Source organism: Histidinibacterium lentulum (assembly GCF_003789055.1).
GTDB classification, from domain to species: domain Bacteria; phylum Pseudomonadota; class Alphaproteobacteria; order Rhodobacterales; family Rhodobacteraceae; genus Oceanicola; species Oceanicola lentulus.
In genome coordinates this window covers 60,642-84,786 of the sequence record NZ_ML119088.1, presented here as the reverse complement: position 1 = coordinate 84,786, position 24,145 = coordinate 60,642, and the positions used below count along the sequence as shown (strand labels likewise).

Sequence of the window (24,145 nt, the reverse complement as noted above, 5' to 3'; positions counted from 1 at the left end):
CCTCCATGACCGCAGCCACCCCCTTCCGCCCCTTCGAGACCGCCCTCGACGAGGACACCGCCCGCAGCCTCGTTCGCGAGGCCGTGGCCGGCGCCGACGACGGCGAGCTCTTCCTCGAACGGAGGCGCTCCGAGGTCCTGTCCTTCGACGACGGTAGACTGCGCACCGCCTCCTACGACGCCGCAGAGGGATTCGGCCTTCGCGCCGTGCGCGGCGAGGCGGCGGGATACGCCCATTCGACCACGCTCGACGAACACGCCCTGCGCCGGGCCGTGGCCACCGCGCGGCTGGCCGTGGGCGATGGCGGGGGCACCCTCGACGCCGCGCCGTCCGCGACCAACCGCAGGCTCTATACCGACGCCGACCCGATGCTCGACGCGACCTTCCCCGGAAAGGTCGACATCCTGCGCGAGATCGACGCCTTCGCGCGCGGCCTCGATCCCCGCGTGGTGCAGGTCTCGGCCACCCTCGCCGCCTCGCATCAGGAGGTGGCGATCCTGCGCGCCGAAGGTCCCGTCGTGACCGATGTCCGCCCGATGGCCCGGCTCAACGTGTCGGTGATCGTGGAACAGGACGGCCGCCGCGAGGGCGGCACCGCGGGCGGCGGCGGGCGGCACGGTCTTGCCGGGCTGATCGCGCCCGGTCACTGGCAGGCCGCCGTCCGCGAGGCCCTGCGCATCGCCCTCGTCAATCTCTCCGCCGAGCCCGCGCCGGCGGGCGTGATGGACGTGGTCCTCGGCCCCGGCTGGCCCGGCATCCTGCTGCACGAGGCCATCGGCCACGGGCTCGAGGGCGACTTCAACCGCAAGGGCACCTCCGCCTTCGCCGGGCTCATGGGCCAGCGCATCGCCGCACCCGGCGTGACCGTGCTCGACGACGGCACCCTGCCGGACCGCCGCGGCTCCATCTCCATCGACGACGAGGGCACGCCCTCCCGTGCCACCACGCTGATCGAGGACGGCATCCTCGTCGGCTACATGCAGGACCGGCAGAACGGCCGGCTCACGGGCACGGGCACCACCGGCAACGGCCGGCGGGAAAGCTTCGCCCATATCCCCATGCCGCGCATGACCAACACGTATATGCGCCCCGGAACCACCGACCCCGCGGACCTGCTGACCGAGGTCAAGGACGGCATCTACGCCGTGGGCTTCGGCGGCGGGCAGGTCGACATCACCAACGGCAAGTTCGTCTTCTCCTGCACCGAGGCCTACCGCGTGAAGGACGGCAAGGTCGGCGCGCCCGTGAAGGGCGCCACGCTGATCGGCGACGGCGCGACCGCGCTGCAGAAGATCCGCGGCATCGGCACCGATTTCGCCCTTGATCCCGGGATCGGAAACTGCGGCAAGGCCGGCCAGTGGGTGCCCGTGGGCGTGGGCCAGCCCTCGCTCCTGATTGGCGGGCTGACCGTGGGTGGATCGGGCGCATGAGCCCCGCCCCCCGTCCCTGAGGGCCCGACCCGCGTTCACCGGGCGTTAACCCTTCCCGGTCCAGGGTGAGGGCGCAGCAGGCGGACGGACGGATGACCGAGGACCCGACTTCTTCCCTTTCCCCCCGGACCCCACCCGCCACGGAAGAGGATCGGCTGATCTGGCTCCGCCTGCTGCGCTCCCGCCGGGTCGGACCCACGACCTTTCACCGCCTTCTCGCCGATCACGGCAGCGCCGCCGCCGCGCTCGAGGCCCTGCCCGGGATCGCGGCCCAGGCGGGCGTGCCCGACTACCGGCCCTGCCCCGCGGCCGTGGCCGGGGCCGAACTGCGCGCCGCCCGCCGCGCCGGGGCGGTCCCGCTGTTTCATGGCGCGCCGGACTATCCCGCCGCCCTCGCGGGGATCGTCGATGCGCCCCCGCTCCTCTGGACCCGGGGCAGGACCTCGCTCCTCGCCCGGCCGATGGTGGCGCTGGTGGGCGCGCGCTCCGCCTCCTCCCTCGGCCTGCGCATGGCGCGCCGGCTCGCGGCGGACCTGGGCGCGGCCGGCATCGCGGTGGTCTCGGGCCTTGCCCGGGGGATCGACGCCGCCGCCCATGCCGCGGCGCTCGAGACCGGGACGGTCGCGGTTCTCGCGGGCGGCATCGACGTGGTCTATCCGCCCGAGAATCTGGGCCTGTCGGACAGCATCGCCCGGGAGGGACTGCTTCTCACCGAACAGCCCCCGGGGCTGGAGCCTCGGGCCAGACATTTCCCCGCCCGCAACCGCATCGTCTCGGGGCTCGCCGGGGTGGTCGTCGTGGTCGAGGCGGCGGAACGATCGGGCTCCCTCATCACCGCCCGCACCGCGCTCGACCAGGGGCGGGAGGTCGCCGCCGTGCCCGGTCACCCGATGGACGGCCGCGCCGCGGGCAGCAACCGGCTGATCCGGGACGGCGCGGCCCTCGTGCGCTCGGCCGAGGACGTGCTGGCGCTCCTCTCCCCCGCCGATACGGGTCCCCGGCAGGCCCGCCTGCCGCTGGAACAGGGCGCGCCGGCGCAAGCGGCGATGCCGCCCGCCCCGCCGCCGCAGCGGCGGCCCCTCCTGCGCGATGTCGCGGCGCTCCACCGCCGCATCCTCGACCGGCTCGGTCCGTCGCCCCTGGCCGAGGACCAGCTGATCCGCGATCTCGCCGCAGCCCCCGGAGAGGTCACGCCCGCCCTCACCGAGCTCGAGCTCGACGGCCGCATCGCGCGCACGCCCGGCGGCTTCCTGTCGCGCCTGGGCTGACCCGCTGCCGCTTCCGGGCCGGGTCCCCGCCCGCCGCTCCGCGCCCCGTCACCCGTCCCGCGCCCCGCGGGACGGCGGGCGGGGCGATGCGCGGCACGCGCGAGCGACGACCCGCCGGCCCCTGCATTGACATTGCCCGCCGCCCCGACACATCTAGGCGCCTTGAGCCGGATCGCCCGCGGTCCGGACCTCTGCCCAAGGAGCCTCCATGCCCGTCGTCGTCGTCGAGTCGCCCGCCAAGGCCAAGACAATCAACAAGTATCTGGGCTCCGACTACATCGTGCTGGCCTCCTACGGGCATGTGCGGGACCTGCCCGCCAAGGACGGCTCCGTGGACCCCGACCAGGGGTTCGAGATGAAATGGGAGGTCGGCAGCGACAGCCAGAAGCACGTCCGCGCCATCGCCGACTCCCTGAAAAGCGACCCCGAGCTGATCCTCGCCACCGACCCCGACCGCGAGGGCGAGGCGATCTCCTGGCACCTCCAGGAGGCCCTGACCAAGCGTCGCGCCATCGGCAAGGACACCAAGGTCTCCCGCGTCACCTTCAACGCGATCACGAAGCAGGCCGTGACCGAGGCGATGAAGAACCCCCGCCAGGTCGACCGGGACCTCGTCGAGGCCTATCTCGCCCGCCGCGCCCTCGATTATCTCGTCGGCTTCAATCTCTCCCCCGTGCTCTGGCGCAAGCTGCCCGGCGCCCGCTCGGCGGGCCGCGTGCAATCGGTCTGCCTGCGCCTCGTCGTGGAGCGGGAGATGGAGATCGAAGCCTTCCGCCCGCAGGAATACTGGTCCGTCCGCGCCATGCTGAAGACCCCGCGCGGCCAGGCCTTCGAGGCCCGGCTCGTGTCGCTCGCGGGGCGCAAGATCGACCGGCACAGCCTCGAGGATGCGACGCAGGCCGAGATGGCCGTCGCCGCCATCGCCTCCCGCGATCTCTCCGTCGCCTCGGTCGAGGCGAAACCCACCAGCCGCAACCCCGCCCCGCCCTTCATGACCTCCACGCTCCAGCAGGAGGCCAGCCGCAAGTTCTCCATGGGCGCCAAGCAATGCATGGCCGCGGCCCAGCGCCTCTACGAGGCCGGGCTCATCACCTACATGCGCACCGACGGCATCGACATGGCCCCCGAGGCCGTCCACGCCGCCCGCGCCACCATCGCCGCCCGCTTCGGCAAGGACTACGTCCCCGACAGCCCTCGGATGTACAAGAACAAGGCCAAGAACGCCCAGGAAGCGCACGAGTGCATCCGCCCCACCGACACCGACACCCACCCCGACGACCTGCGCCTGTCCGACGCCGACCAGCGCCGCCTCTACGACCTGATCTGGAAGCGCACCGTCGCCTCCCAGATGGCCGCCGCCCGGCTCGAGCGCACGACGGTGGAGATCGCCAGCCGCGACGACCAGGTCCGCCTGCGCGCCACCGGCCAGGTCGTGCTCTTCGACGGCTTTCTCGCCGTCTACGAGGAAGGCCGCGACGAGGACCCCGAGGACGAGGGCAACCGCCTGCCCCAGATCGCCGAGGGCGAGCCCGCCCGCTTCGCGGAAAACGCCCTGCGCGACGCCCACGCAAAGGCCACCGCCGAAACGCCCTCCGCCGCCCTCCTCTCCGACAACGGCGCCGTCCTCGGCCAGCAGCACCACACCCAGCCGCCGCCTCGGTACACCGAGGCCACGCTCGTCAAGAAGATGGAGGAGCTCGGCATCGGCCGCCCCTCCACCTACGCCAGCGTGCTGACGACGATCCAGGACCGCGACTACGTCCGCAAGGACCAGAACCGCCTGATCCCCCAGGACAAGGGCCGGATCGTCACCATCTTCCTCCTGAACTTCTTCCGCCGCTACGTCGGCTACGACTTCACCGCCCAGCTGGAGGACAGCCTCGACGACGTCTCCGGCGGCCGGCGCGACTACAAGGACCTGCTCGCCAGCTTCTGGCGCGACTTCCACAAGGCGATCGAGGACACCTCCGAACTGCGCGTGGCAGAGGTGCTCGACGTCCTCGACGACGCCCTCGCCCCGCAGCTCTATCCCCCCCGCGAGGACGGGCGCGACCCGCGCGAATGTCCGCTCTGCGGCCAGGGCTCCCTGCACCTCAAGACCTCCCGCACCGGCGGTTTCGTCGGCTGCTCGCGCTACCCCGAATGCCGCTACACCCGCCCCATCGGCGGGGACGCCGCCGAACAGGGCGACCGCATTCTGGGCGAGGACAATGGCGACGAGATCAGCCTCCGCTCCGGCCGCTTCGGCCCCTACGTCCAGCGCGGCGAGGTCACCGAGGACAACAAGAAGCCGCCCCGTGCCTCGCTCCCCAGGGGCTGGAAGGCCGAGGAGATGGACCTCGACAAGGCGCTCCTCCTGCTGTCGCTCCCGCGCGAGGTGGGCCTTCACCCCGAGGACGGCCAGCCCATCAAGGCCAATTTCGGCCGCTTCGGCCCGTTCCTAATGCACCAGAGACCGGACGAGGAGAAACCCGTCTACGCCAACCTCAAGGACCCCGCCGATGTCTTCGAGATCGGCATGAACCGCGCGGTGGAGCTTCTGGCCCAGAAACGCGCGAACCCGGGCCGGGGCCGTGGTCAGGCCGCCAAGCCTCTGCGCGAGCTGGGCGAGCACCCCGAGGCAGGCGGGCCGGTGAACGTCATGGAGGGCCGCTACGGTCCTTACGTCAAGTGGGAGAAGGTCAACGCCACGCTTCCCGACGGCATCACGCCCGAAGACCTGACGCTGGCGCAGGCGGTCGACCTCATCGCCGAGAAGGCCGCGAAGTCCGGCAAGAAGAAGCCCGCCGCCAAGAAGGCCCCGGCAAAGAAGGCCGCGGCCAAGAAACCCGCGGCGAAGAAGACGACGGCGGCCAAGTCGAAGTCCGCCACTCGCAAGACGGCGGCCGGCAAGTAGGTTCCGCGCGCCGGCCTCGGCCTGGGGCCAGAGCCCGTTCCTGGGCCAGGTCTCGGCCCATCCCTGCAACGCCTCGTGTCCCGGCGGCGGACCACGGAACCGCACCCGGGGTGACGGCGTTCATCGGCGCTTGACCCCGAGGGACACAGGATGAGAAAATCAGAGCCGGGCCGCGGCCTTTCCGTGCCGCGCACCGGATGGCGCGCGCGCATCGCTGACCGCCCCGCCCGCATCCTTCTCCTCGGGTATCTCTTCTATGCGGCGGTGGGCTGGGGCCTTCTGATGCTGCCGGTCGCGCAGTCCGGCCCGGTGGCGCCGCTCGACGCCCTCTTCATCGCGACGTCCGCGGTGTCCACGACGGGACTCGTGACTGTCGATCCGGGCAGCAGCTTCACGTTCTTCGGGGAGATCGTGATCCTTGCGCTGATCCAGCTCGGCGGTCTCGGCTACATGACCATCGGCTCGGTCGCGCTCCTCGTCGTGCAGCACCGCATCTCGCGCCGCCGCGAGGCCGCGGCGCGCGCCGCCTTCGAGCTTCCCTCGCCGGTCAGCATTGGCGCCTTCCTGCGGGCCGTCTTCCTCTTCACCTTCCTGGTCGAGGCCGCCGGCGCCGCGATCCTCTACCCGATGTTCCTCAGGGCGGGTGTCGAAAGCCCCCTCTGGGCGGCGATCTTCCACTCGGTCTCAGCCTTCTGCACAGCCGGATTCTCGCTCTTCGCGACCAGCCTCGAAGGCTACGTCGCGCATCCGGGCGTCTCGCTGACCGTCGCGGCGCTCTCGATCCTCGGGGCGATGGGGTTTCTCATCGCCGTCGATATCTGGCGCACCCTCCTCCGGCGCCGGGTCTCCTTCGGGTTCACAACGCGGATCATCGTGTCCGTCACCCTGGCGCTGATCGGCGCGGGCACGGTTCTGCTCGCACTCTTCGAACCTACGGTGGCGGTCCTGCCATGGGACGCGCGCCTCCTTGCCGCCTTCTTCCAGGCGATGACCGCGGCCACCACTGTGGGGTTCAACACTGTTCCCATTGGCAACCTCGCCGTTCCCTCGATCATGGTGCTGCTGGTGCTTATGGTCGTCGGCGCCTCGCCTGCCGGAACGGGCGGCGGCATCAAGACAACCGCCTTTGCCACGCTCTTTGCACTGGTGCGCTGCACACTGCGTGGGCGGCGCGACGTGCTACTCTTCGGTCACCGCGTGCCAGCGGAGAAGATGCGCACAGCCACCGCGACATTCGCGTACTACATCGGTTTTCTCGTCGTGGCGTCCGGGCTGCTGGCCGCGACCGAGGCCGGCGCCGCCTTCGAGCACATCCTCTTCGAGGCGGTCTCGGCCATGAGCACCGTGGGCCTGTCCATGGGTCTGACCGGCGCTCTCAGCGAGCCGGGCAAGATCCTCGTCATCGTCCTGATGACGGCCGGGCGGCTCGGCATCCTGACCTTCGGCATCGCCATTGCCCGCACCCGGCCCGACGACACGGCGGCACCCCAGCCCTTCGGTCCGTGATCACGGGCGAGACGGCGGGCGGGCCCGCGAGCGCTAACACCCCGCCTCCCGCCACGGCCGCGACCCGCATGGCGTTGACACCCGGCCTCCGGGCCGTAGGGTTCGCGGCGATGAACCGCAGGGATACCAGCAGGGGTACGGCATGCAGAAGGTCTATGGCAGCGCGGCAGAGGCTCTCGACGGGCTTCTCGAGGACGGAATGCTCATCGCGGCGGGCGGCTTCGGCCTCTGCGGCATCCCCGAACTGCTGATCGACGCCATCGTCGAGTCCGGTGTCAAGGACCTCACCGTGGCCTCCAACAACTGCGGCGTCGATGGCTTCGGCCTCGGCAAGCTGCTCGACACCCGCCAGATCCGCAAGATGATGTCCTCCTATGTCGGCGAGAACGCGGAATTCATGCGCCAGTATCTCTCCGGGGAACTCGAGCTCGAATTCAATCCTCAGGGCACGCTCGCCGAGCGGATGCGCGCGGGCGGTGCGGGTATTCCGGGCTTCTACACCAAGACCGGCTACGGCACGCAGATCGCCGAGGGCAAGGAAACCAAGGAATTCGACGGCGAGATGTATGTGCTCGAGCGGGGCATCTTCGCCGATCTCTCCATCGTCAAGGCCTGGAAGGCCGACACCACCGGCAACGCGATCTTCCGCAAGACCGCGCGCAACTTCAATCCGCCCGCCGCCATGTGCGGCCGCATCTGCGTGATGGAGGTCGAGGAGATCGTCGAGCCCGGCACGCTCGATCCCGACCACATCCACCTGCCCGGCATCTACGTGAACCGCCTGATCCAGGGCACCCACGAGAAGCGGATCGAGCAGCGCACCACGCGCCCCCGGCCCGCGGCGGCCTGATGGGCTTCGTGCTCGACACCCGGCTCGGCACGTTCGAGGACGTGGCGGCGAAGGTGCCGGCCCACCGGCCCCTGCTCGAGGCGATCCGGGCGCTCGTGGCCCGCCATGCTCCCGGTGCCGTGGAAAGCGCCAGCGCCCGCGAGGGTTCGGTCTGGTGGGGCATGGGGGGCAACAAGATGAAGGACGGCTTCGCCTGGGCCATGCCGCACAAGGCGCATGTGAACTTCGGCTTCATGCAGGGCGCGCACCTGCCGGACCCGCAAGGCCGGCTCGACGGCACGGGCAAGTCCTTGCGCCATGTGAAGCTCCGGACGCCCGCCGAGGTCGAGGACCCCGCGCTTGCGGCCCTCCTCGACGCGGCCGTGGCCGAACGCCGCGCGGCGGCCGAAGGCGCCCCCGGGCACGACACGAAAGGTTAACGCAAGCGGATGTCCACAGCGATTTTCGCTTGAAGTCAATGACTTACACTGGCGTCCACGTGTGGACGCCCCGCAGACAGGAGGCAGGATCATGCCCTGGGACCGCAATCAGATGGCCGCCCGCGCCGCGCAGGAACTCGAGGACGGCACCTACGTGAACCTCGGAATCGGCATCCCCACCCTGGTGCCGAACTACATCCCCGAGGGCGTGAACGTGACCCTCCAGTCCGAGAACGGCATGCTCGGCATGGGCCCCTTTCCCTACGAGGGCGACGAGGACCCCGACCTCATCAACGCCGGCAAGCAGACCATCACCGAACTGCCCCACACCGTCTATTTCGACAGCTCCACCAGCTTCGGCATGATCCGCGGCGGCAAGATCGCCATGGCGATCCTCGGGGCCATGGAGGTGGCCGAGAACGGCGACCTCGCGAACTGGATGATCCCCGGCAAGCTCGTGAAGGGCATGGGCGGCGCCATGGACCTCGTCGCCGGCGTCCGCCGCGTGGTGGTCGTCATGGACCACCAGAACAAGGCCGGCGAGTCGAAGCTCCTGAAGGAATGCACCCTGCCGCTCACCGGCACCGGCGTCGTCAACCGCATCATCACCAACCTCGGCGTGCTCGACGTGGTCGAGGGCGGGCTGAAGATCGTCGAATGCGCTCCCGAGGTCACCGAGGACCAACTCCGCGCCGCCACGGAGGCCACGATCGTCGGATGACCGCACCAGACACCGGCCCGGCGGTCCGCAAGGAGATCGACGGCTCCCGCGGCCGCTACGTGATCGAGACGGAGGAGGGCACCGCCGAACTCACCGTCTCGATTCTCTCGCCAACGCTGGTCATCGCCGACCACACCTCCGTCCCCCGGGCCCTCGAGGGCCGCGGCTACGCCCGCGCGCTTCTCGAGCACCTCCTCGAGGACGCGCGCCGCGACGGATTCCGCATCGTCCCGCTCTGCCCCTTCGTCAACGCCCAGCGCGCGCGCCACCCCGAATGGGAACCGCTCTTCTCCACCTGATGGCGGTCGCCGGAGTTCTGTTTCCCGACCGGAGACAGCGTCATGATGCTGCCCAATTCCGTCGCTACCCGGTGCGGTAATGAACACGAGCAGCCCCCTTCTCGCCGCGCCCGCGCCGCCTCCGGTTCCGTCCCGGCGTCGCTGGCGGGACGCGCTCCTGATCGGCGGTCTCGCGGCGCTGGTCCTGGCCGGTCTAGCAGGGCTCGCCGCAGCCACCGGCTGGGAAGAGGTGATGCACCAGCTTCGGGATCTCGGCCCGATGCAGATCGGGGCCCTGCTCGCGCTCTCGCTGGTGAACTACCTCGGCCGTGGCCTGCGCTGGCACCTCTTCGCACGCAGGCTCGGGCTGACGACGGGCCTGCGGCAGAACCTGCGTCACTTCCTCGGCGGCTTCGCCATGTCCGTCACGCCAGCTCGGGTGGGCGAACTGATCCGGATGCGCTGGCTCCGGCGCGAGACCGGCTGGCCGGTAGAGCGGACCGCCCCCCTCGCCCTCGTCGACCGCGCCGCGGACCTCGCTGCCATGGCTCTGATCCTGGCGCTGGCGCTCGCCTTTGCCGCCTCGGGCATCACCTTTGCCCTGCCCGTCGCGATGGTCGCGCTTCTCGCTGCCTGGGTCGCGACCCGGCCGAAGCTGATCGTGGCGCTTGTCACCTTCGCCTACCGCACCTCAGGCCGCCTGCCCCGGTCCATGGCCCGCGCCCGCGGCGCCGCGCGGTCGCTGGCCCGCTTCTCCACTCTGCCCGTCGCGACGGGTGCCATGGTGCTCAGTCTCGTCGGCTGGGCCGCCGAGGGCTATGCCCTGCACCTGCTGCTGGTCTGGATGGGCGCCGACATCGGGCTGGCCAAGGCTGTCGCCATCTTCACCTTTTCCACGCTCGCGGGCGGGCTGACCGGCGCGCCCGGCGGCCTTGGCGGCGCAGAGGCGTCCATGATCGCGCTGCTGACGCTGGAGGGCGTCCCGCTTGAGGTCTCCGTCCCCGCAACAGCGATCATCCGTGTGACCACCCTGTGGTTCGCCATCGCCATCGGACTGATCGTCTTCCCCATGGCCGAGCGCGCCTCGCTTAAGGTAGCCGCCTGACATGCGCTGGAAGAAGATGACCTATACCGGCTGGGGCCGCGCCCTGAGCGCCACCGGAGAGGTCGCCCGCCCCGAACGCGCCCGCGACCTGCCCACACTCGCCAAGGCCGGGCCGGCCATGGGCAACCGCCGCAGCTACGGCGATGCTCCCCTCAACGACGGGGGCCGCATCGCCGACCTCAGCCGCCTCGACCGCATCCTTGGCTTTGATCCCGACACGGGCCTCCTGCGCGCAGAGCCGGGCGTCACGCTGGGCGATCTTGCGCGGCTCTTTGCACCACACGGCTGGCTGCCGCCGGTCATGCCGGGAACCGGATTCGCCACCGTGGGCGGCGCCATCGCCATGGACGTGCACGGCAAGAACCACCACGGCACGGGTTCCTTCGGCCAGCATGTGACGGAGATCGAGTTGATCGGCCCGGACGGCCCGCGCAGGCTCACTCCGGACGATCCGCTCTTCGCCGCCACCATGGGTGGGCTCGGCCAGACCGGGATCATCGCCTCGGCCACCCTCGCCCTCAGCCGCCGCGAGGGCGACATCATGATGGTCACCGAACGCCGCGCCCCCGACTGGGAGAACCACCTCGCCGTCCTCGACGGCTCGAAGGCGAGCTATGTCGTGGGCTGGATCGACGCCACCGCCACCGGCGCCGCGCTTGGCCGCGGCATCGTCGAGGAGGGGGAGACCGCGCCCGGCCTCGTCCCCCGGCCCAGGGCGGCCAGATCGGTCCCGCTCGACGCGCCCGCCTTCGCCCTCGCGCCGCCCGTGGTGAAGGCTTTCAATGCACTCTACTATTCCCGCGTCCCCAAGGCCGGACGCACAGTCGTGCGGCCCATCGAGAGCTTCTTCTTCCCGCTCGATAGGGTTCACGCCTGGAATCGCCTCTACGGCAAGCGGGGCTTTCACCAGTTCCAGTGCGTCGTCCCCCTCTCGGAGACGGAGGCGCTCCGCACGATGCTGGACCGGATCGCCCGGTCGGGCCTGGCATCGCCACTCGCCGTCCTCAAACGCATGGGCCCGGGGCGCGCGGGGCCGATGTCCTTCCCGATGGAGGGCTATACCCTCGCAGTCGATTTCCCCAACCGCGACGCCGCCGTGCGCCTGATCGCGGCGCTCGAGGCCATGACTGCCGAGGCGCAAGGCAGACTCTACCTCGCAAAGGACGCGCTCGCGGGCCCCGAACGCATCCGCGCCATGTATCCCGAGCACGGTGCCTGGCTCGACGAGGTGCAGAAGGCCGATCCGGAGGGGATCTACACAACGGACCTCGTACGCCGACTTAAATTGAGGGAGGCGGCATGACCTGGATCCTGCTTGGCGCCAGTTCCGCCATAGCCCGGTCCCTTGCGCGGCAGTTGTCCGAGGACGGCGCGCGGCTGATCCTCTGCGGGCGCGACGGGGGCGACCTGGCGGCGATGGCCGCCGATTGCCTCGGCCGCGGGGCAGAGTCGGCTGAACGCGTCACCTTCGACATCCGCGACCCGGCAAGCTTCGCCGCGATCCGCGTCGCGGCCGAGCGCACCGAGGGCCCGCTGATCATCGCCGTCTTCGTGGGCTCAATGCCCGATCAGGCGGAGATCGACGCCGACCCCAGCCTGATCGACGGCACGGTGATCGACAGCCTCTCCGGCCCGGCGCGCCTTCTCCACGAAATGGCGCCGCTGCTGGAGGTGCGGGGCGGCGCTGTGGCGGGCGTATCGTCGGTCGCGGGCGACCGGGGGCGCGTGACGAATTATGTCTACGGCGCCGCAAAGGCGGGGTTCACGGCCTATCTCTCGGGCTTTCGAAATCGCATGGCGCGCCATGGTGTCCATGTCATGACAGTGAAACCCGGCCCGGTGGACACCGCGATGACCTGGGGCCTGAAGATGCCGCTGATGACGACGCCCGAGGCCGTGGCAACGGCGATCCGCAAGGGCCTGACGCGCAAGCGCAACGTGATCTACACCGCCGGCATCTGGCGGCTGGTGATGACCGTGATCCGCGCCGTACCCGAACCGGTCTTCAAGAAGACGAACTTCTGATCGCTCAGAACCAGAGCGCGAACCACTCCTGCCAGAGACCGGCCGCGTAGAACATCAGGCTCAGCGTGATGAGCAGGAGCCCGACGCCGCGCTTGTCCTTGAGGGCAAAGACGATCGGGTCGTAATCCTGCTTGCCGTACCAGCCCAGCCGCACCATCCGGAACAGCCACCAGGCGATCGGCACCAGCGCCACCCACAGGATCCAGCGGTCGGGGTATAGCGCTCGGCCCTGCTCGGAGAACGAATAGCCGAAGAAGATCATCAGCGCCCCGACCATTCCCAGGATCGACACGTTGAGCAGATCCTCCCGGTCGGGCCGGCCATAGCCGCGCCCCGGCAGGCGGTCGTCCGAGGTGGCCAGCGTCAGCTCCGTCAGGCGCTTGACGCAGCCCAGTGTGATGAAGACCGGGAAGATGAAGACCAGCATGAAGAACGAGGCATCGACCCCGCTGGCCGCCGCGCCCGCCACCACACGGATCGTGTAGAGGGAGGCCAGCGTCGCGATGTCGATCCAGCGCATCCGCTTCAGCTTCAGCGAATAGGCCAGCGACAGCGCCATGTAGAGCGCCACGACCGCGAGGAACGCCGGCCCCAGCGCCGCCCCGATCCCCAGGGCCACCACGCCGAGGACCAGCGTCGCCGCCATCCCCGCCCTGATCGGAACCGCGCCGCTGGCAAAGGGCCGGTGGCATTTCTTGGGGTGGAGCCGGTCCGCCTCGAGGTCCAGCAGATCGTTCACAAGATAGATGCAGGAGGCCGCCGCCGAAAAGGCGATCATGCCGATCAGCACCAACAGGAGCGTGGGAAGGGCGAAATCATGGGCCGCGATCACCGGCAGCACCAGCAGGATGTTCTTGACCCATTGATGCGGCCGCATCGCGCGGGCGAGATCGGCCCAGGCCCAGCCGCCGGCAAGCTCCGTCACCCGGCGTCCCGCCGACCGGAGCCGCGCGGCGCTGGCGCGGTCGCCCACGACGACGGCGTCGGCACCCCTCTCCCAGATAGCCATGTCCGCAGCTTCGTTCCCGGCATAGTCGAACCCGCCTTCGCCATAGGCCGCGACGAGCGCGCGTGCCTTCTCGGCGCCCTTGAGGTTCACCCGCCCGTCCGAGCCGAAGGCGCGGTCGAACCCGTGATGCTCCGCCAGGGGCCCCACCAGCGACAGGTCCGAGGCCGAGGCGAGGGCCACGGACCGGCCCTGCGCCAGCGCCTCGTCGGCCAGAGCCTTCACCTCCGGGTCCACCGGCAGCAGGTCCACCCTCAGCGGCGCGACCTGCGCAAGCTCCGATTTCAGCCGAGCCCTATCCCTCCAGTGCCGGAAGGCGCGCAGCGTCTCGCCAGGCTTCGTCCCCAGCCCGGCCCAGGCGCATTCCAGCAGCATGTCGGTCCGCAGGAACGTGCCGTCGGCATCGAGCACGAGCGGGCGCTCAGAGATTACGCCACCGGATGTCACGGGGGCAGTCATGTTCAAGGCATGTCTCCCTGGACGGCGAAGACGCATCCGTCCGTCATCAGTTCGGGCGGCGTCAGGCACAGTCCGCGCGCGACCTTCCAGGCGGCGAGGACCTTCGGGACGTAGGCCCGCGTCTCGGCGTAGGGCGGCACGCCGCCATGGGTCCGCACCGCGCCCTCTCCGGCGTTGTAGCCCGCGAGGGCGAGGATCGGATCGCCGTCGAATTCGCCCATCAGCCAGTCGAGATAGGCGACCCCGCCCCGGATGTTCTGGGCCGTGTCGAACGAATCGGTCACGCCGAACCGCTCGGCCGTAGCGGGGATGAGTTGCATCAGCCCCTGGGCGCCAGCCCCGCTCTCCGCGCGGGCGCGCCCCCCGCTCTCGACCGAGATGACGGCGAGCACGAGGGCCGGAGACACGTCCTTGCCCACGGTTTCCCGCAGGATGTCCCTGCCATGGATACGGGCGATGTCCGCGAGACTCTGGAGCGGCGGCCCGTCGAGACGCGCACCGGACGGCGCCGAGTCGAGCGCCGACAGCCCCGCGAAGAGCCGCCCCGGGCCGCTGTCCTGGATCGACGGAGAGACAGTCGTCCAGAACCAGTCGAGGTCGCTCGGTGGCCGCGCCGCGGCGGCCGGCCGAGGCGTCTGCTCCGCCGCGGCAGGCCGGGCCGGCCGCGAGGACGGATCGATTTGCACGGTGATGCGCCCGACCTGCCCCGCCGGCGGGGCGGGGACGCGGCGAAACGTGAAATCTGGCTGCAGGCGATCGCTCTGCGCCCAGGCCGGGGTCACGGCCCCGGTCCACAATGCCAAAGTGGCGATGAGGCTATGCCGCATCTCGCCCTGTCCTGCCTCTGCTCGTGTTCCATTGGTCCGCTCTGACGGCGGCTCGGGGCCGAACATGACAGATTCATACCCCTACGGCAAAGTGACACCGTTACCCCGCCCGCCACGGACATGCGGACGAGTCCTTTTGGCAACGGCAGGACGGGTCGCTCTCCTGATTCCAAAGGCGTGGAAATCGTCACGAAGGTTAATCCGCTTGGCTCCAGTCCGCATTCAAGACCTTCAAATTGCCTCGGAAGGACAGGGAAAATGTACGAATGACGTCCCATTCTCGCCCCATTGCACGGGCTATATCTCCTCATCCGAACCGGGACGGGCCGATTGAGAGGCCGGTCCGAAAGACCCGGCCCGGAGCACTGAGACCGGACCAATATACCCTGAGGAGGGATAGACATGACGAAGTTTCTCGCCAAATTCCGCCGCGACGAAGACGGCGCGGTTACCGTTGACTGGGTCGTGCTGACCGCCGCCATCGTCGGCCTCGGCATCGCCGTGCTGGCCTCCGTCAGCGGCGGCGTCTCGACGATGTCGGGCAACATCTCCGAAGAGCTCGTGCAGGACATCAGCACGACCTTCTAACGAACCGAACAGCTTGATCGTCGGCGAGGATCGACGTCGAGCTGCTTGGGCCTGACATGACTTTCCCGGGGGGCACGCGGTCTTGGCGTGCCCCCCGACATGCTTTCTGCGGTGCGAGTTCGCAGCCTCGAGATCGTTCGCTAGAAAATGCCCGACTTTTGACAACACCGCGCCGAAGACCTGGTCTTTCGTCGATGACCAGGGACGGGGATCGCCCCAAGCCTGGGAGTATCCAGTATGACCTCAACGCTCAAACGGCTCCTCAAGGACGACCTCGGTGCGGTCTCCGTCGATTGGGTCGTGCTCACTGCGGCGGTCGTCGGCCTTGCCATGGCCGCGATCATCGGGCCGATCTCGGGCGCCAGGGACCTCGCTCAGTCCGTCGGCGACGCGCTGACCGAGCATGCCGAGAACTCCGAATGATCGATCATGGGATGGCCTTGCCGCATCGAAGCCGCATCCTTCCGGGGTCGGTGGACCCCGGGAACCCACACAATCCTGTTTGCCAAGCCATGAAACGGAAGGACAGAGCATGAGAGCTGTTTTCGGACTCGTTCTGATCGTGGGGATCGGCCTCGCGGGCTTCGCGGTCTACATGGCGCAGGGTTACCTCGAACAGACCCAGGCGGAGGCCCGCGCCGCGGCGGCGAAGGCGGCCGAGGCGGTTCCCACCGTGGAGGTCTTCGCGGTGACCCGGGCGCTCGCCTATGGCGACCAGATCACCCGCGAGGACGTCGAGATGATCCGCTACGCGGAGCCTTACCTGCCCGAGGGCGTGTTTCGCACGGAAGAGGAACTCTTCCCCAACGGACCGGATGAACTGCGCTTCGTCCTGCGCCCCATGGAGCCCAGGGAGCCCGTGCTGGCCGTGAAGGTGACCGAACCCGGCGAGGACGCGGGCATCACCGCGCGGCTGGGCCGCGGGATGCGCGCCTTCGCCATCAGCGTCGATGTCTCGTCGGGCGTCTCGGGCTTCCTGCGGCCCGGCGACCGGGTCGACATCTACTGGACCGGTCGCGCGCGGAGCAGCGGCGGCGACGTCGAGGAGGTTACCAAGCTGATCGAGAGCAACATCACTCTCGTGGCCGTGGACCAGCAATCCGATGGGTCGGGCTTCTCTACCACGATCGCCAGGACCGTCACGGTCGAGGTGACGCCGCAACAGGTCGCGGCCCTCGCCCAGGCGCAGTCCACCGGCAGGCTGTCGTTGAGCCTCGTCGGGGCTCAGGACGATACCGTGGCCGAGGCGGTCCAGGTGGATCAGCGACGCCTTCTCGGCATTCCCGAGCAGCAGACGGTGGTTCAGGAAACCCCCGAGGAAGTCTGCACGATCCGCACCAACCGCGGGGGCCAGGTCACCGAGATCCCGATCCCCTGCACGAACTGAGGCTTGCACTTTTCGAACCTTACGGGCGCGCCACGCGGCGCGCCCGTTCTGCGTTCACGGGCTGGTCTGTTGCCTCATGTCCACATGAGACCACCTGCTCAAGCTGTTGATTCTTGCAATGAAGGCCCGCCCGGGCAATGCTTGGGCTCAACGACGGGCGCAAAGCTCGCGTCGAGCGTGACATAGAGGCAGGTCACCATGAAACATGACGGATTTCTCAAGGCCGCGCTTGCGGGCCTCGCGCTGACGCTTGCGGTGCCGGCGTCCCAGGCCACGGCGCAGACCCTGAGCGTGCTGCGGGGCTCGCCCTCCGGTGCGCTTCAGGTGGCCATGAACCGCGCGGTGGTGGTCGAGAGCGATACGCCCTTCGCCGAAGTCTCCATCGCCAATCCGATGATCGCCGACATCTCCACCCTGTCGGACCGCACGCTCTACGTTCTGGGCAAGGAGCCGGGGCGGACGACGCTGACGCTCCTCGCGGCAGACGGACGGCTGATCACCAATGTCGAGGTGCAGGTCACCCCCGACATCGACGAATTCAAGGAACGCCTGCAGCAGATCCTGCCGGGCGAACAGATCGAGGTGCGCACGGCCAACGACGGCATCGTGCTCTCGGGTCATGTCTCTTCCATCGTCCGGCTCGACCGGGCTCTGGAACTGGCGCAGCGCTATGCGCCGGACCGGGTCTCGAACCTGATGACCGTGGGCGGCGTGCAGCAGGTGATGCTCAAGGTCCGCTTTGCCGAGATGCAGCGCTCGGTCTCGAAGTCGCTCTCTTCGTCCCTGTCGGTCGCGGGCACCCTGTTCGACGGCAACCTGGGCAATGTCACCGGCACGAACACCCTTGCGGGCAACGGCGCGGCCCGCAGCGCGCTGACCGGCGCCCTGCCCGGCAGCAGCGCAAACAATGGCGCCACGCTCTTCGGCTTCAACGCGGGCGGTCTGGAAATCGGCATCCTGCTCGAGGCGCTCGAAAGCCGCGGCGTCGTGCGGACGCTTGCCGAGCCCAATCTGACCGCCCTGTCCGGCCAGGAAGCGCGGTTCCTCGCGGGCGGCGAATACCCGGTCCCGGTCAGCCAGGAAAACGGCGCCATCACCATCGAATACAAGCCCTTCGGCGTGGAGCTGAACTTCATCCCGCGGGTCGTGGACGGCGACGTGATCAACCTCGAACTCGAGGCGGCGGTCTCCGCCATCGACCCCTCGAACGGCTTCAGCCAGGGCGGTTTCACCGTCGACGCCTTCAGCCGCCGCGAGACCTCCACCACCGTGGAGATGCGCGACGGGGAGAGCTTCGCCATCGCGGGACTCCTGTCGGACGATTTCAACGACCTCAACAGCCAGGTGCCGTGGCTCGGGGACATTCCCGTCCTCGGCGCGCTGTTCCGGTCCGCCGAATACCAGCGCGAACAGACCGAGCTGGTGATCATCGTGACTCCACACCTTGTGACGCCGACCCGGGGCGAGGCGCTGGCCCTGCCCACCGACAGGGTGCGCCCGCCGACGGAGCGCGATCTCTTTCTCTACGGCCGCGTCGCGGCCCAGGCCGGCCCCGGAGGCACGCCCCAGCAGGGCGCCGCGGCCGAAGTCGCCCGGCAGGACTTCTCGGGCTCCTATGGCTACGTGATGGATTGAGGACGCCCTGACATGAAAGCCTTTCCCGCCTCCATCGCCGCGCTGATCACCCTCTCCGCCTGCGGCCAGACCGCCGGCGGGCCCGGGCTCTTCGATGTCGAGCGTCCCCGCACCTTCCGGGCCGAGGCCGGCGCGATCGTCGATTCGGGCTTCTTCGGCAATGCGACCGTGAACAACATCGAGGTGATGTCAGGCCAGCGCGACTATGCCGTGGCCCTCGCCGAGCGGTTCGACGCCGAGGTTCCCTCGACCGTCAACTTCGGCTTCAACTCGGCCGAACTGGGACCCGAGGCCCGCGGCATCCTCGACCTTCAGGCCTCGTGGATGCGCCAGTTTCCCGAGCTCCGCTTTTCGGTCTACGGCCATACCGACCTCGTCGGATCGGACAGCTACAATTTCGCCCTGGGCGAACGCCGGGCCCGCGCCGTCGTCAATTACCTCGTCAGCCGCGGCGTCCCGGGCTCGAGCCTCGAGGCGCTCGTTTCCTACGGCGAGACCCAGCCGCTGGTGCTGACGCAGAACCGCGAACGCGCGAACCGGCGCACGGTGACGGAGGTCTCGGGCTTCCTCCAGCGTCATCCTACCGTCCTCAACGGCCGGTATGCCGAGGTCGTCTTCCGCGAATACGTGGAGTCGGCGACGGCGCCGCAGAACATCACAGGCATTACCGCATCGGAATTCGCGACTGGCCAATAAGGCCGGTTTCCGTCCGTTGAACACGGTGCCTTAACGGTTTCGTGCGATCACTCCCATCACGTGGAAAGTCCGGCGTGTCCGCGGGGGATCGTCCTTTAGTTCCGCATAATGGTGATCGTCCTGCCTCAATCAGGCCCGAATCCTCGAAGAGGGTGACGGCATGGGGAAGGCCGCTCGGAAAATCCGGTCGGCTTGCCCGCACGACGGCGGCAGCGGGGCTTGCGGGCTCGCGCTGACGGACGGCGGGCGGGGTCTTTCCAGAAGGACGATAGGCAATGAGTAGCACCGCAGTTCTGAAGACAGAGGCGCAACCGATCCGCGCCTGCACCGTCAGCCGTGACGTGCAGATCTTCGATCTTCTGATCGAGGACATGGAAGCCACGCTCGGAGAAAGCTGGGGGGATCTCGGTTTCGGCGACGCGCTCGCCTTTCTCGAACAACCGGAAGCGGAGTCGCTGCAGTTCATCTGCATCGCGCTCGATGAACAGGACGAGGCCGATCTGGGCCTGATCGTCGACATCATTGCCGCCGCGCGGGCCCGCGGGATCAAGGTCATCATCGTGGCCGAGGATGTCAGCCCGGCATCGCTGCACCAGCTGCTGCGCGAGGGTGGCAACGAGTTCGTCCCCTACCCGCTGCCGGAGAACGAGCTTGCGCAGGCGATCGACCGCGTCCTCGCCCCTCCGGCGGCGCCCGTGCCCGCCGCCGCGACGTCCGATCCGCACCGCCCCTCGATCCGCGCCGAGGGCGACCGCAACGGCGTCGTGCTGCCGGTCCACGGCATGGCCGGAGGCACCGGGGCCACCACCTTCGCGGTGAACCTCGCCTGGGAACTGGCCTGCCTCGACCCGAAATCTCCGCCGCGCGTCTGCCTGCTCGATCTCGACCTGCAGTTCGGCTCGGCCTCGACCTATCTCGATCTCCCCCGCCGCGAGGCGGTGTTCGAACTGCTCTCGGACACCGAGTCGATGGACGGCGACAGCTTCATCCAGGCGCTGATGACCTACCAGGACAAGCTGCATGTCCTCACCGCCCCGACAGAGATGATCCCCCTCGACCTTCTGTCGTCCGACGACGTGCGCCGGCTCATCAACGAGGCGCGCGCCAATTTCGATTACATCGTCATCGACATGCCCACGACCATGGTCGAATGGTCCCAGGCCGTGCTCGAGGCCGCCCATGTCTATTTCGCGATGATCGAGATGGACATGCGCTCCGCTCAGAACACCCTGCGGATCAAGCGCGCGCTCAAGGCGGAGGACCTGCCTTTCGACAAGTTGCGCTTCATCCTCAACCGGGGCCCGCGCTTCACCGATCTCAATGGCAAGTCCCGGGTCAGGCGGCTTGCGGATTCGCTCGGCATCTCGATCGAGGTCCAGCTTCCCGACGGGGGCCGGGCCGTGGCGCAGAATGCCGACCATGGCATCCCGATGGGCGAAGGTATCCCGAAGAACCCGCTCCGCAAGGAAATCGCGAAACTCGCGGCGCAGGTGCATGACGTCAACCAGTCCGAAGCCAGGGGGGGCTGAGGACCAAGTCGAAGGCTGAGACATGTTCTCGAAGTACAAGAAGGCCGGTTCTGCCAAGCCGGCTGTCCAGAGTGCCCCTGTCTCCGTCAGCGCGGAGGCCTCTGCCGGGCACAAGGCACCCGCGGCTGCCAACGACGTCCCGCCACGGGCGAAGCTCATGCGCGAGATGCCCCGGACAGAGGGCCGTGCTGCGCCTGCCGACAAGGAGAAGAAACGCAAGGAGCGTCTGGGCGAGATCAAGCTGGAGCTGCACAAGGCCCTGCTCGACAACCTGAACCTCGCGGCGCTGGAAAACGCGTCGGAACAGGACCTGCGCGCCGAAATCAGCTCGATATCCAACGAGACGCTGGAGGACATGGGCGTCGTCCTCAACCGGGAGGAGCGGCAGCAGCTCAACCAGGACCTCTTCTTCGAGGTCACGGGCCTCGGCCCGCTGGAGCCGCTGCTCAAGGATGACGACATCAACGACATCCTGATCAACGGACCGCACCAGATCTTCATCGAGCGCAAGGGCAAGCTGATGCTCTCGGACGTGACCTTCAAGGACGAGCGTCACCTCCTGCGGATCATCGACAAGATCGTCTCCGCCGTGGGCCGGCGCGTGGACGAATCGAACCCCTACGTCGACGCCCGCCTCGCCGACGGCTCGCGCTTCAACGCGATGGTGTCTCCCATCGCGGTGGACGGCTCGCTCGTCTCGATCCGGAAGTTCAAGAAGGACAAGCTCGGCGTCGACGAACTGGTGAAGTTCGGCGCCTTCTCCGAGGAGATGGCCGCCTATCTTCAGGCCGCCGTCGCCACCCGCCTCAACGTGATCGTGTCGGGCGGGACCGGCTCGGGCAAGACGACGACGCTCAACGCGCTGTCGTCCTTCATCGACAACTCCGAACGCATCCTGACGATCGAGGACACCGCGGAACTCCAGCTCCAGCAGACCCATGTCGGCCGGATGGAAAGCCGCCCGGCGAACGTCGAGGGCCGCGGAGCGGTCACCCAGCGCGACTGTCTCAAGAACGCGCTGCGGATGCGCCCCGACCGGATCATCGTGGGCGAGACCCGCGGCGAGGAGGTCATCGACATGCTTCAGGCCATGAACACTGGCCATGACGGGTCGATGACCACGATCCACGCCAACTCCGCCCGCGACGCGGTCAGCCGTCTCGAGAACATGGTGGCGATGGCGGGGATCGAGATGCCGCTGAAGGCCGTGCGCTCCCAGATCGCCAGCGCCGTCAACCTGATCGTGCAGGCCAGCCGCCTGCAGGACGGCTCCCGCCGCATGGTCTCGATCACCGAGATCACCGGCATGGAAGGCGAGGTGATCTCGATGCAGGAGATCTTCCGCTATCAGCGCGTCGGCCTGACACCCGACAACAAGATCATCGGGCACTTCACGGCCAGCGGCGTCCGCAGCCACTTCTCCGAGCGGTTCAAGCTCTGGGGCTACGACCTGCCGACCTCGATCTACGAACCGACCCTGGGATAGGCCGCCATGACGCTCTCCGCAGAACCGATCATCTATGGCCTGATCTTCGTCGCCGTCCTCGTTCTGGTCGAGGGCATCTACCTGACGGTCTTCGGGAAATCGATCTCGCTCAACAGCCGGGTGAACCGCCGCCTCGACATGCTCGAGAAGGGGGACAGCCGCGACAAGGTGCTCGAACAGCTCCGCAAGGAGATGTCGCAGCACATGCAGAGCCAGCAGATCCCGATCTACTCGCTGCTCGCGACCAAGGCCCAGAAGGCCAACATCGCCTTTTCCCCGTCGCAGCTGATCATGCTGATGTTCGGCCTCGCCGGGGTGGCCTTCGTCGGCCTCACCGCCGCCACGGGCGCCAGCCTGCCGATCCGTGCCGTGGTCTCCGTCGTGATGGGCGTCGCGGGCGTCTACCTCTGGGTCAACAACAAGGCCAAGAAGCGGATGAGCATGATCGAGGAGCAGCTGCCCGACGCGGTGGAACTGATGGTCCGCTCGCTGCGCGTCGGTCATCCCTTCTCCTCGGCCGTGTCCATCGTGTCGAACGAGGTGCCCGATCCCCTGGGCACCGAAATGGGCGTGATCGCGGACGAGGCCGCCTATGGCAGGGACATGGGCGAAAGCCTGAAGGCCATGGCGGAACGGATGGACATGCAGGACATGCGCTTTCTCGCCGTGGCCGTCACGATCCAGCAGACCTCGGGCGGCAACCTCGCCGAGATCCTCGACGGCCTTGCCAAGGTGATCCGCGCGCGCTTCCGGCTCTTCCGGCGCGTCAAGGCGATCACGGCCGAGGCCAAATGGTCGGGCATGTTCCTGTCGATGTTTCCGATCCTCTGTCTCGTCGGCATCAACGTGCTGCAGCCCAACTACTACGACGAGGTGATGGAAACGGCGGCCTTCATCCCCGCCTGCCTCGTGGTCGCGGGCTTTCTCGTCGCCAACATCTTCGTGATGCGGCGCCTCGTCGATATCCAGGTCTGAGGAGAGACCGCGATGGACCTCCCGCTTCTCGGCCCCCTCAACGACCTCCTGATCGAGGCCCTCGGGCCGTTCGGCCCGCTGGTGGCGGTCGGAGGTCTCGGCCTGCTGCTGATCCTGCTGACCCTGCCGTTGATGCTCCGCAAGTCGGAGGACCCGCTCGACAAGCTCAAGCGCAGCGAGCGGAGCGACACCAAGGACCTGATCGAGGGCACCAAGCTCCGTCACAAGAAGAGCAAGGACAAGCTCGAGAAATACTCGAACTTCCTCGAGCCCAAGGACAAGGCCGAGTATACGGCGATCCAGCTGAAGCTCCTGCAGGCCGGCTACCGCACCAAGAACGCGGTGCGCCTGTACCATTTCGCGCAGTTCGCCCTGGGTCTCTTCGGCCTCCTCGGCGGGGTGATCTATGCCGTGGTCCAGAGCCAGACCGCCGCCGCGGGCGCCGAACCCACGACGCAGGCGATCATCCTGTCGATCCTGATCCCGGGCGCGGTCGGCTACATGATCCCCAAATACTGGGTCAACAAGCGCCACGGCGAACGCACAAAGGAAATCGAGAACGGCTTCCCCGACAGTCTCGACATGATGCTCGTCTGCGTGGAGGCGGGCCAGTCCCTCGACCAGGCGATCATCCGCGTGGCAAAAGAGCTCAAGACCGGTTTTCCTGCCCTCTCGTGGGAATACGAGCTCGTCGCCTACGAGATGAAGGCGGGCAAGGAGAAGTCGCTGGTCCTGCGCGACATGGCCGAACGGTGCGGGGTGCAGGACATCAACTCCTTCGTCACCGTGCTGATCCAGTCGCAGCAGTTCGGCACCTCGATCGCCGAAGCGCTGCGGGTCTATGCCTCGGAGATGCGGGACAAGCGGGTCATGAGGGCCGAGGAAAAGGCCAACACCCTGCCGACGAAGATGACGCTGGCCACGATGATGCTCACCGTGCCGCCTCTCCTCATCATCCTCATCGGCCCCTCCGTCTTCGAGATCTACGAGAACCTCATGGTCGGCCCGAGCCGGTAGTGCCGACCTTGCGCGCGTGGCGCGGGCACGGGGCCGGCAGGA

At 68.4% G+C, this 24,145-nt stretch carries 22 protein-coding genes; 20 read left to right on the top strand and 2 right to left on the bottom strand.

Annotated features, from left to right (window positions below; genetic code table 11):
* Window positions 1–5 precede the first annotated feature (5 nt).
* From EAT49_RS15295 to EAT49_RS15245, 11 genes are all read left to right on the top strand, one after another.
* Window positions 6–1,430: a TldD/PmbA family protein gene (locus tag EAT49_RS15295; RefSeq protein WP_123643167.1), complete on the top strand. Its 1,425-nt coding sequence runs from the start codon at window positions 6–8 to the stop codon at window positions 1,428–1,430.
* Between the two features lie 92 nt (window positions 1,431–1,522).
* A complete protein-coding gene (gene dprA / locus EAT49_RS15290; RefSeq protein WP_123643166.1) occupies window positions 1,523–2,698 on the top strand; it encodes a DNA-processing protein DprA in 1,176 nt (391 codons plus the stop codon).
* A 208-nt stretch (window positions 2,699–2,906) separates the two neighbouring features.
* On the top strand, window positions 2,907–5,594 hold the full coding sequence (topA, locus tag EAT49_RS15285; RefSeq protein ID WP_123643165.1) for a type I DNA topoisomerase: 2,688 nt from the start codon (window positions 2,907–2,909) through the stop codon (window positions 5,592–5,594).
* A 150-nt stretch (window positions 5,595–5,744) separates the two neighbouring features.
* Entirely contained in the window at window positions 5,745–7,100 is a 1,356-nt protein-coding gene (locus EAT49_RS15280) for a TrkH family potassium uptake protein (protein ID WP_123643164.1), read from the top strand.
* Window positions 7,101–7,242: 142 nt separating this feature from the next.
* Window positions 7,243–7,950, top strand: a complete 708-nt coding sequence (locus EAT49_RS15275; RefSeq protein WP_123643163.1) for a CoA transferase subunit A — start codon at window positions 7,243–7,245, stop codon at window positions 7,948–7,950.
* On the top strand, window positions 7,950–8,369 hold the full coding sequence (locus EAT49_RS15270) for a DUF1801 domain-containing protein (RefSeq protein WP_123643162.1): 420 nt from the start codon (window positions 7,950–7,952) through the stop codon (window positions 8,367–8,369). The genes EAT49_RS15275 and EAT49_RS15270 overlap by 1 nt, the downstream gene beginning before the upstream one ends.
* 91 nt (window positions 8,370–8,460) lie before the next feature.
* Window positions 8,461–9,090: a CoA transferase subunit B gene (locus EAT49_RS15265; protein ID WP_123643161.1), complete on the top strand. Its 630-nt coding sequence runs from the start codon at window positions 8,461–8,463 to the stop codon at window positions 9,088–9,090.
* Complete coding sequence (locus EAT49_RS15260) at window positions 9,087–9,389, top strand: GNAT family N-acetyltransferase (protein ID WP_123643160.1); 303 nt, start codon at window positions 9,087–9,089, stop codon at window positions 9,387–9,389. Before EAT49_RS15265 ends, EAT49_RS15260 begins: the two co-directional genes overlap by 4 nt.
* 79 nt (window positions 9,390–9,468) lie before the next feature.
* On the top strand, window positions 9,469–10,473 hold the full coding sequence (locus EAT49_RS15255) for a lysylphosphatidylglycerol synthase transmembrane domain-containing protein (protein ID WP_123643159.1): 1,005 nt from the start codon (window positions 9,469–9,471) through the stop codon (window positions 10,471–10,473).
* Window position 10,474: 1 nt separating this feature from the next.
* Window positions 10,475–11,776: an FAD-binding oxidoreductase gene (locus EAT49_RS15250; RefSeq protein WP_123643158.1), complete on the top strand. Its 1,302-nt coding sequence runs from the start codon at window positions 10,475–10,477 to the stop codon at window positions 11,774–11,776.
* Window positions 11,773–12,498 (top strand): SDR family NAD(P)-dependent oxidoreductase, encoded by a 726-nt coding sequence (locus tag EAT49_RS15245; RefSeq protein WP_123643157.1) that lies wholly within the window; start codon window positions 11,773–11,775, stop codon window positions 12,496–12,498. The genes EAT49_RS15250 and EAT49_RS15245 overlap by 4 nt, the downstream gene beginning before the upstream one ends.
* A 4-nt stretch (window positions 12,499–12,502) precedes the next feature.
* Here the strand turns inward: EAT49_RS15245 and EAT49_RS15240 are convergent, their stop codons facing one another.
* Both EAT49_RS15240 and EAT49_RS15235 read right to left on the bottom strand, forming a co-directional pair.
* On the bottom strand, window positions 12,503–13,963 hold the full coding sequence (locus EAT49_RS15240) for a UbiA family prenyltransferase (RefSeq protein WP_123643300.1): 1,461 nt from the start codon (window positions 13,961–13,963) through the stop codon (window positions 12,503–12,505).
* 2 nt (window positions 13,964–13,965) lie between these two features.
* Window positions 13,966–14,790 (bottom strand): lytic transglycosylase domain-containing protein, encoded by an 825-nt coding sequence (locus EAT49_RS15235; protein WP_123643156.1) that lies wholly within the window; start codon window positions 14,788–14,790, stop codon window positions 13,966–13,968.
* Window positions 14,791–15,192: 402 nt separating this feature from the next.
* On the opposite strand from EAT49_RS15235, the gene EAT49_RS15230 reads away from it, so the two are divergent.
* From EAT49_RS15230 to EAT49_RS15190, 9 genes are all read left to right on the top strand, one after another.
* Complete coding sequence (locus EAT49_RS15230) at window positions 15,193–15,378, top strand: Flp family type IVb pilin (RefSeq protein WP_123643155.1); 186 nt, start codon at window positions 15,193–15,195, stop codon at window positions 15,376–15,378.
* 237 nt (window positions 15,379–15,615) lie between these two features.
* Window positions 15,616–15,801 (top strand): hypothetical protein, encoded by a 186-nt coding sequence (locus tag EAT49_RS15225; protein WP_123643154.1) that lies wholly within the window; start codon window positions 15,616–15,618, stop codon window positions 15,799–15,801.
* A 109-nt stretch (window positions 15,802–15,910) separates the two neighbouring features.
* Complete coding sequence (gene cpaB / locus EAT49_RS15220) at window positions 15,911–16,765, top strand: Flp pilus assembly protein CpaB (protein ID WP_123643153.1); 855 nt, start codon at window positions 15,911–15,913, stop codon at window positions 16,763–16,765.
* 198 nt (window positions 16,766–16,963) lie between these two features.
* Window positions 16,964–18,400: a type II and III secretion system protein family protein gene (locus tag EAT49_RS15215; RefSeq protein WP_123643152.1), complete on the top strand. Its 1,437-nt coding sequence runs from the start codon at window positions 16,964–16,966 to the stop codon at window positions 18,398–18,400.
* A 12-nt stretch (window positions 18,401–18,412) separates the two neighbouring features.
* Window positions 18,413–19,096, top strand: a complete 684-nt coding sequence (locus EAT49_RS15210; RefSeq protein ID WP_123643151.1) for an OmpA family protein — start codon at window positions 18,413–18,415, stop codon at window positions 19,094–19,096.
* Between the two features lie 275 nt (window positions 19,097–19,371).
* On the top strand, window positions 19,372–20,625 hold the full coding sequence (locus EAT49_RS15205) for a CpaE/TadZ family protein (RefSeq protein WP_123643150.1): 1,254 nt from the start codon (window positions 19,372–19,374) through the stop codon (window positions 20,623–20,625).
* Between the two features lie 22 nt (window positions 20,626–20,647).
* Window positions 20,648–22,111 (top strand): TadA family conjugal transfer-associated ATPase, encoded by a 1,464-nt coding sequence (locus tag EAT49_RS15200; RefSeq protein ID WP_123643149.1) that lies wholly within the window; start codon window positions 20,648–20,650, stop codon window positions 22,109–22,111.
* Window positions 22,112–22,117: 6 nt separating this feature from the next.
* A complete protein-coding gene (locus tag EAT49_RS15195) occupies window positions 22,118–23,086 on the top strand; it encodes a type II secretion system F family protein (protein WP_123643148.1) in 969 nt (322 codons plus the stop codon).
* Window positions 23,087–23,098: 12 nt separating this feature from the next.
* Window positions 23,099–24,103 (top strand): type II secretion system F family protein, encoded by a 1,005-nt coding sequence (locus EAT49_RS15190; RefSeq protein ID WP_123643147.1) that lies wholly within the window; start codon window positions 23,099–23,101, stop codon window positions 24,101–24,103.
* The last annotated feature ends 42 nt before the right edge of the window (window positions 24,104–24,145 follow it).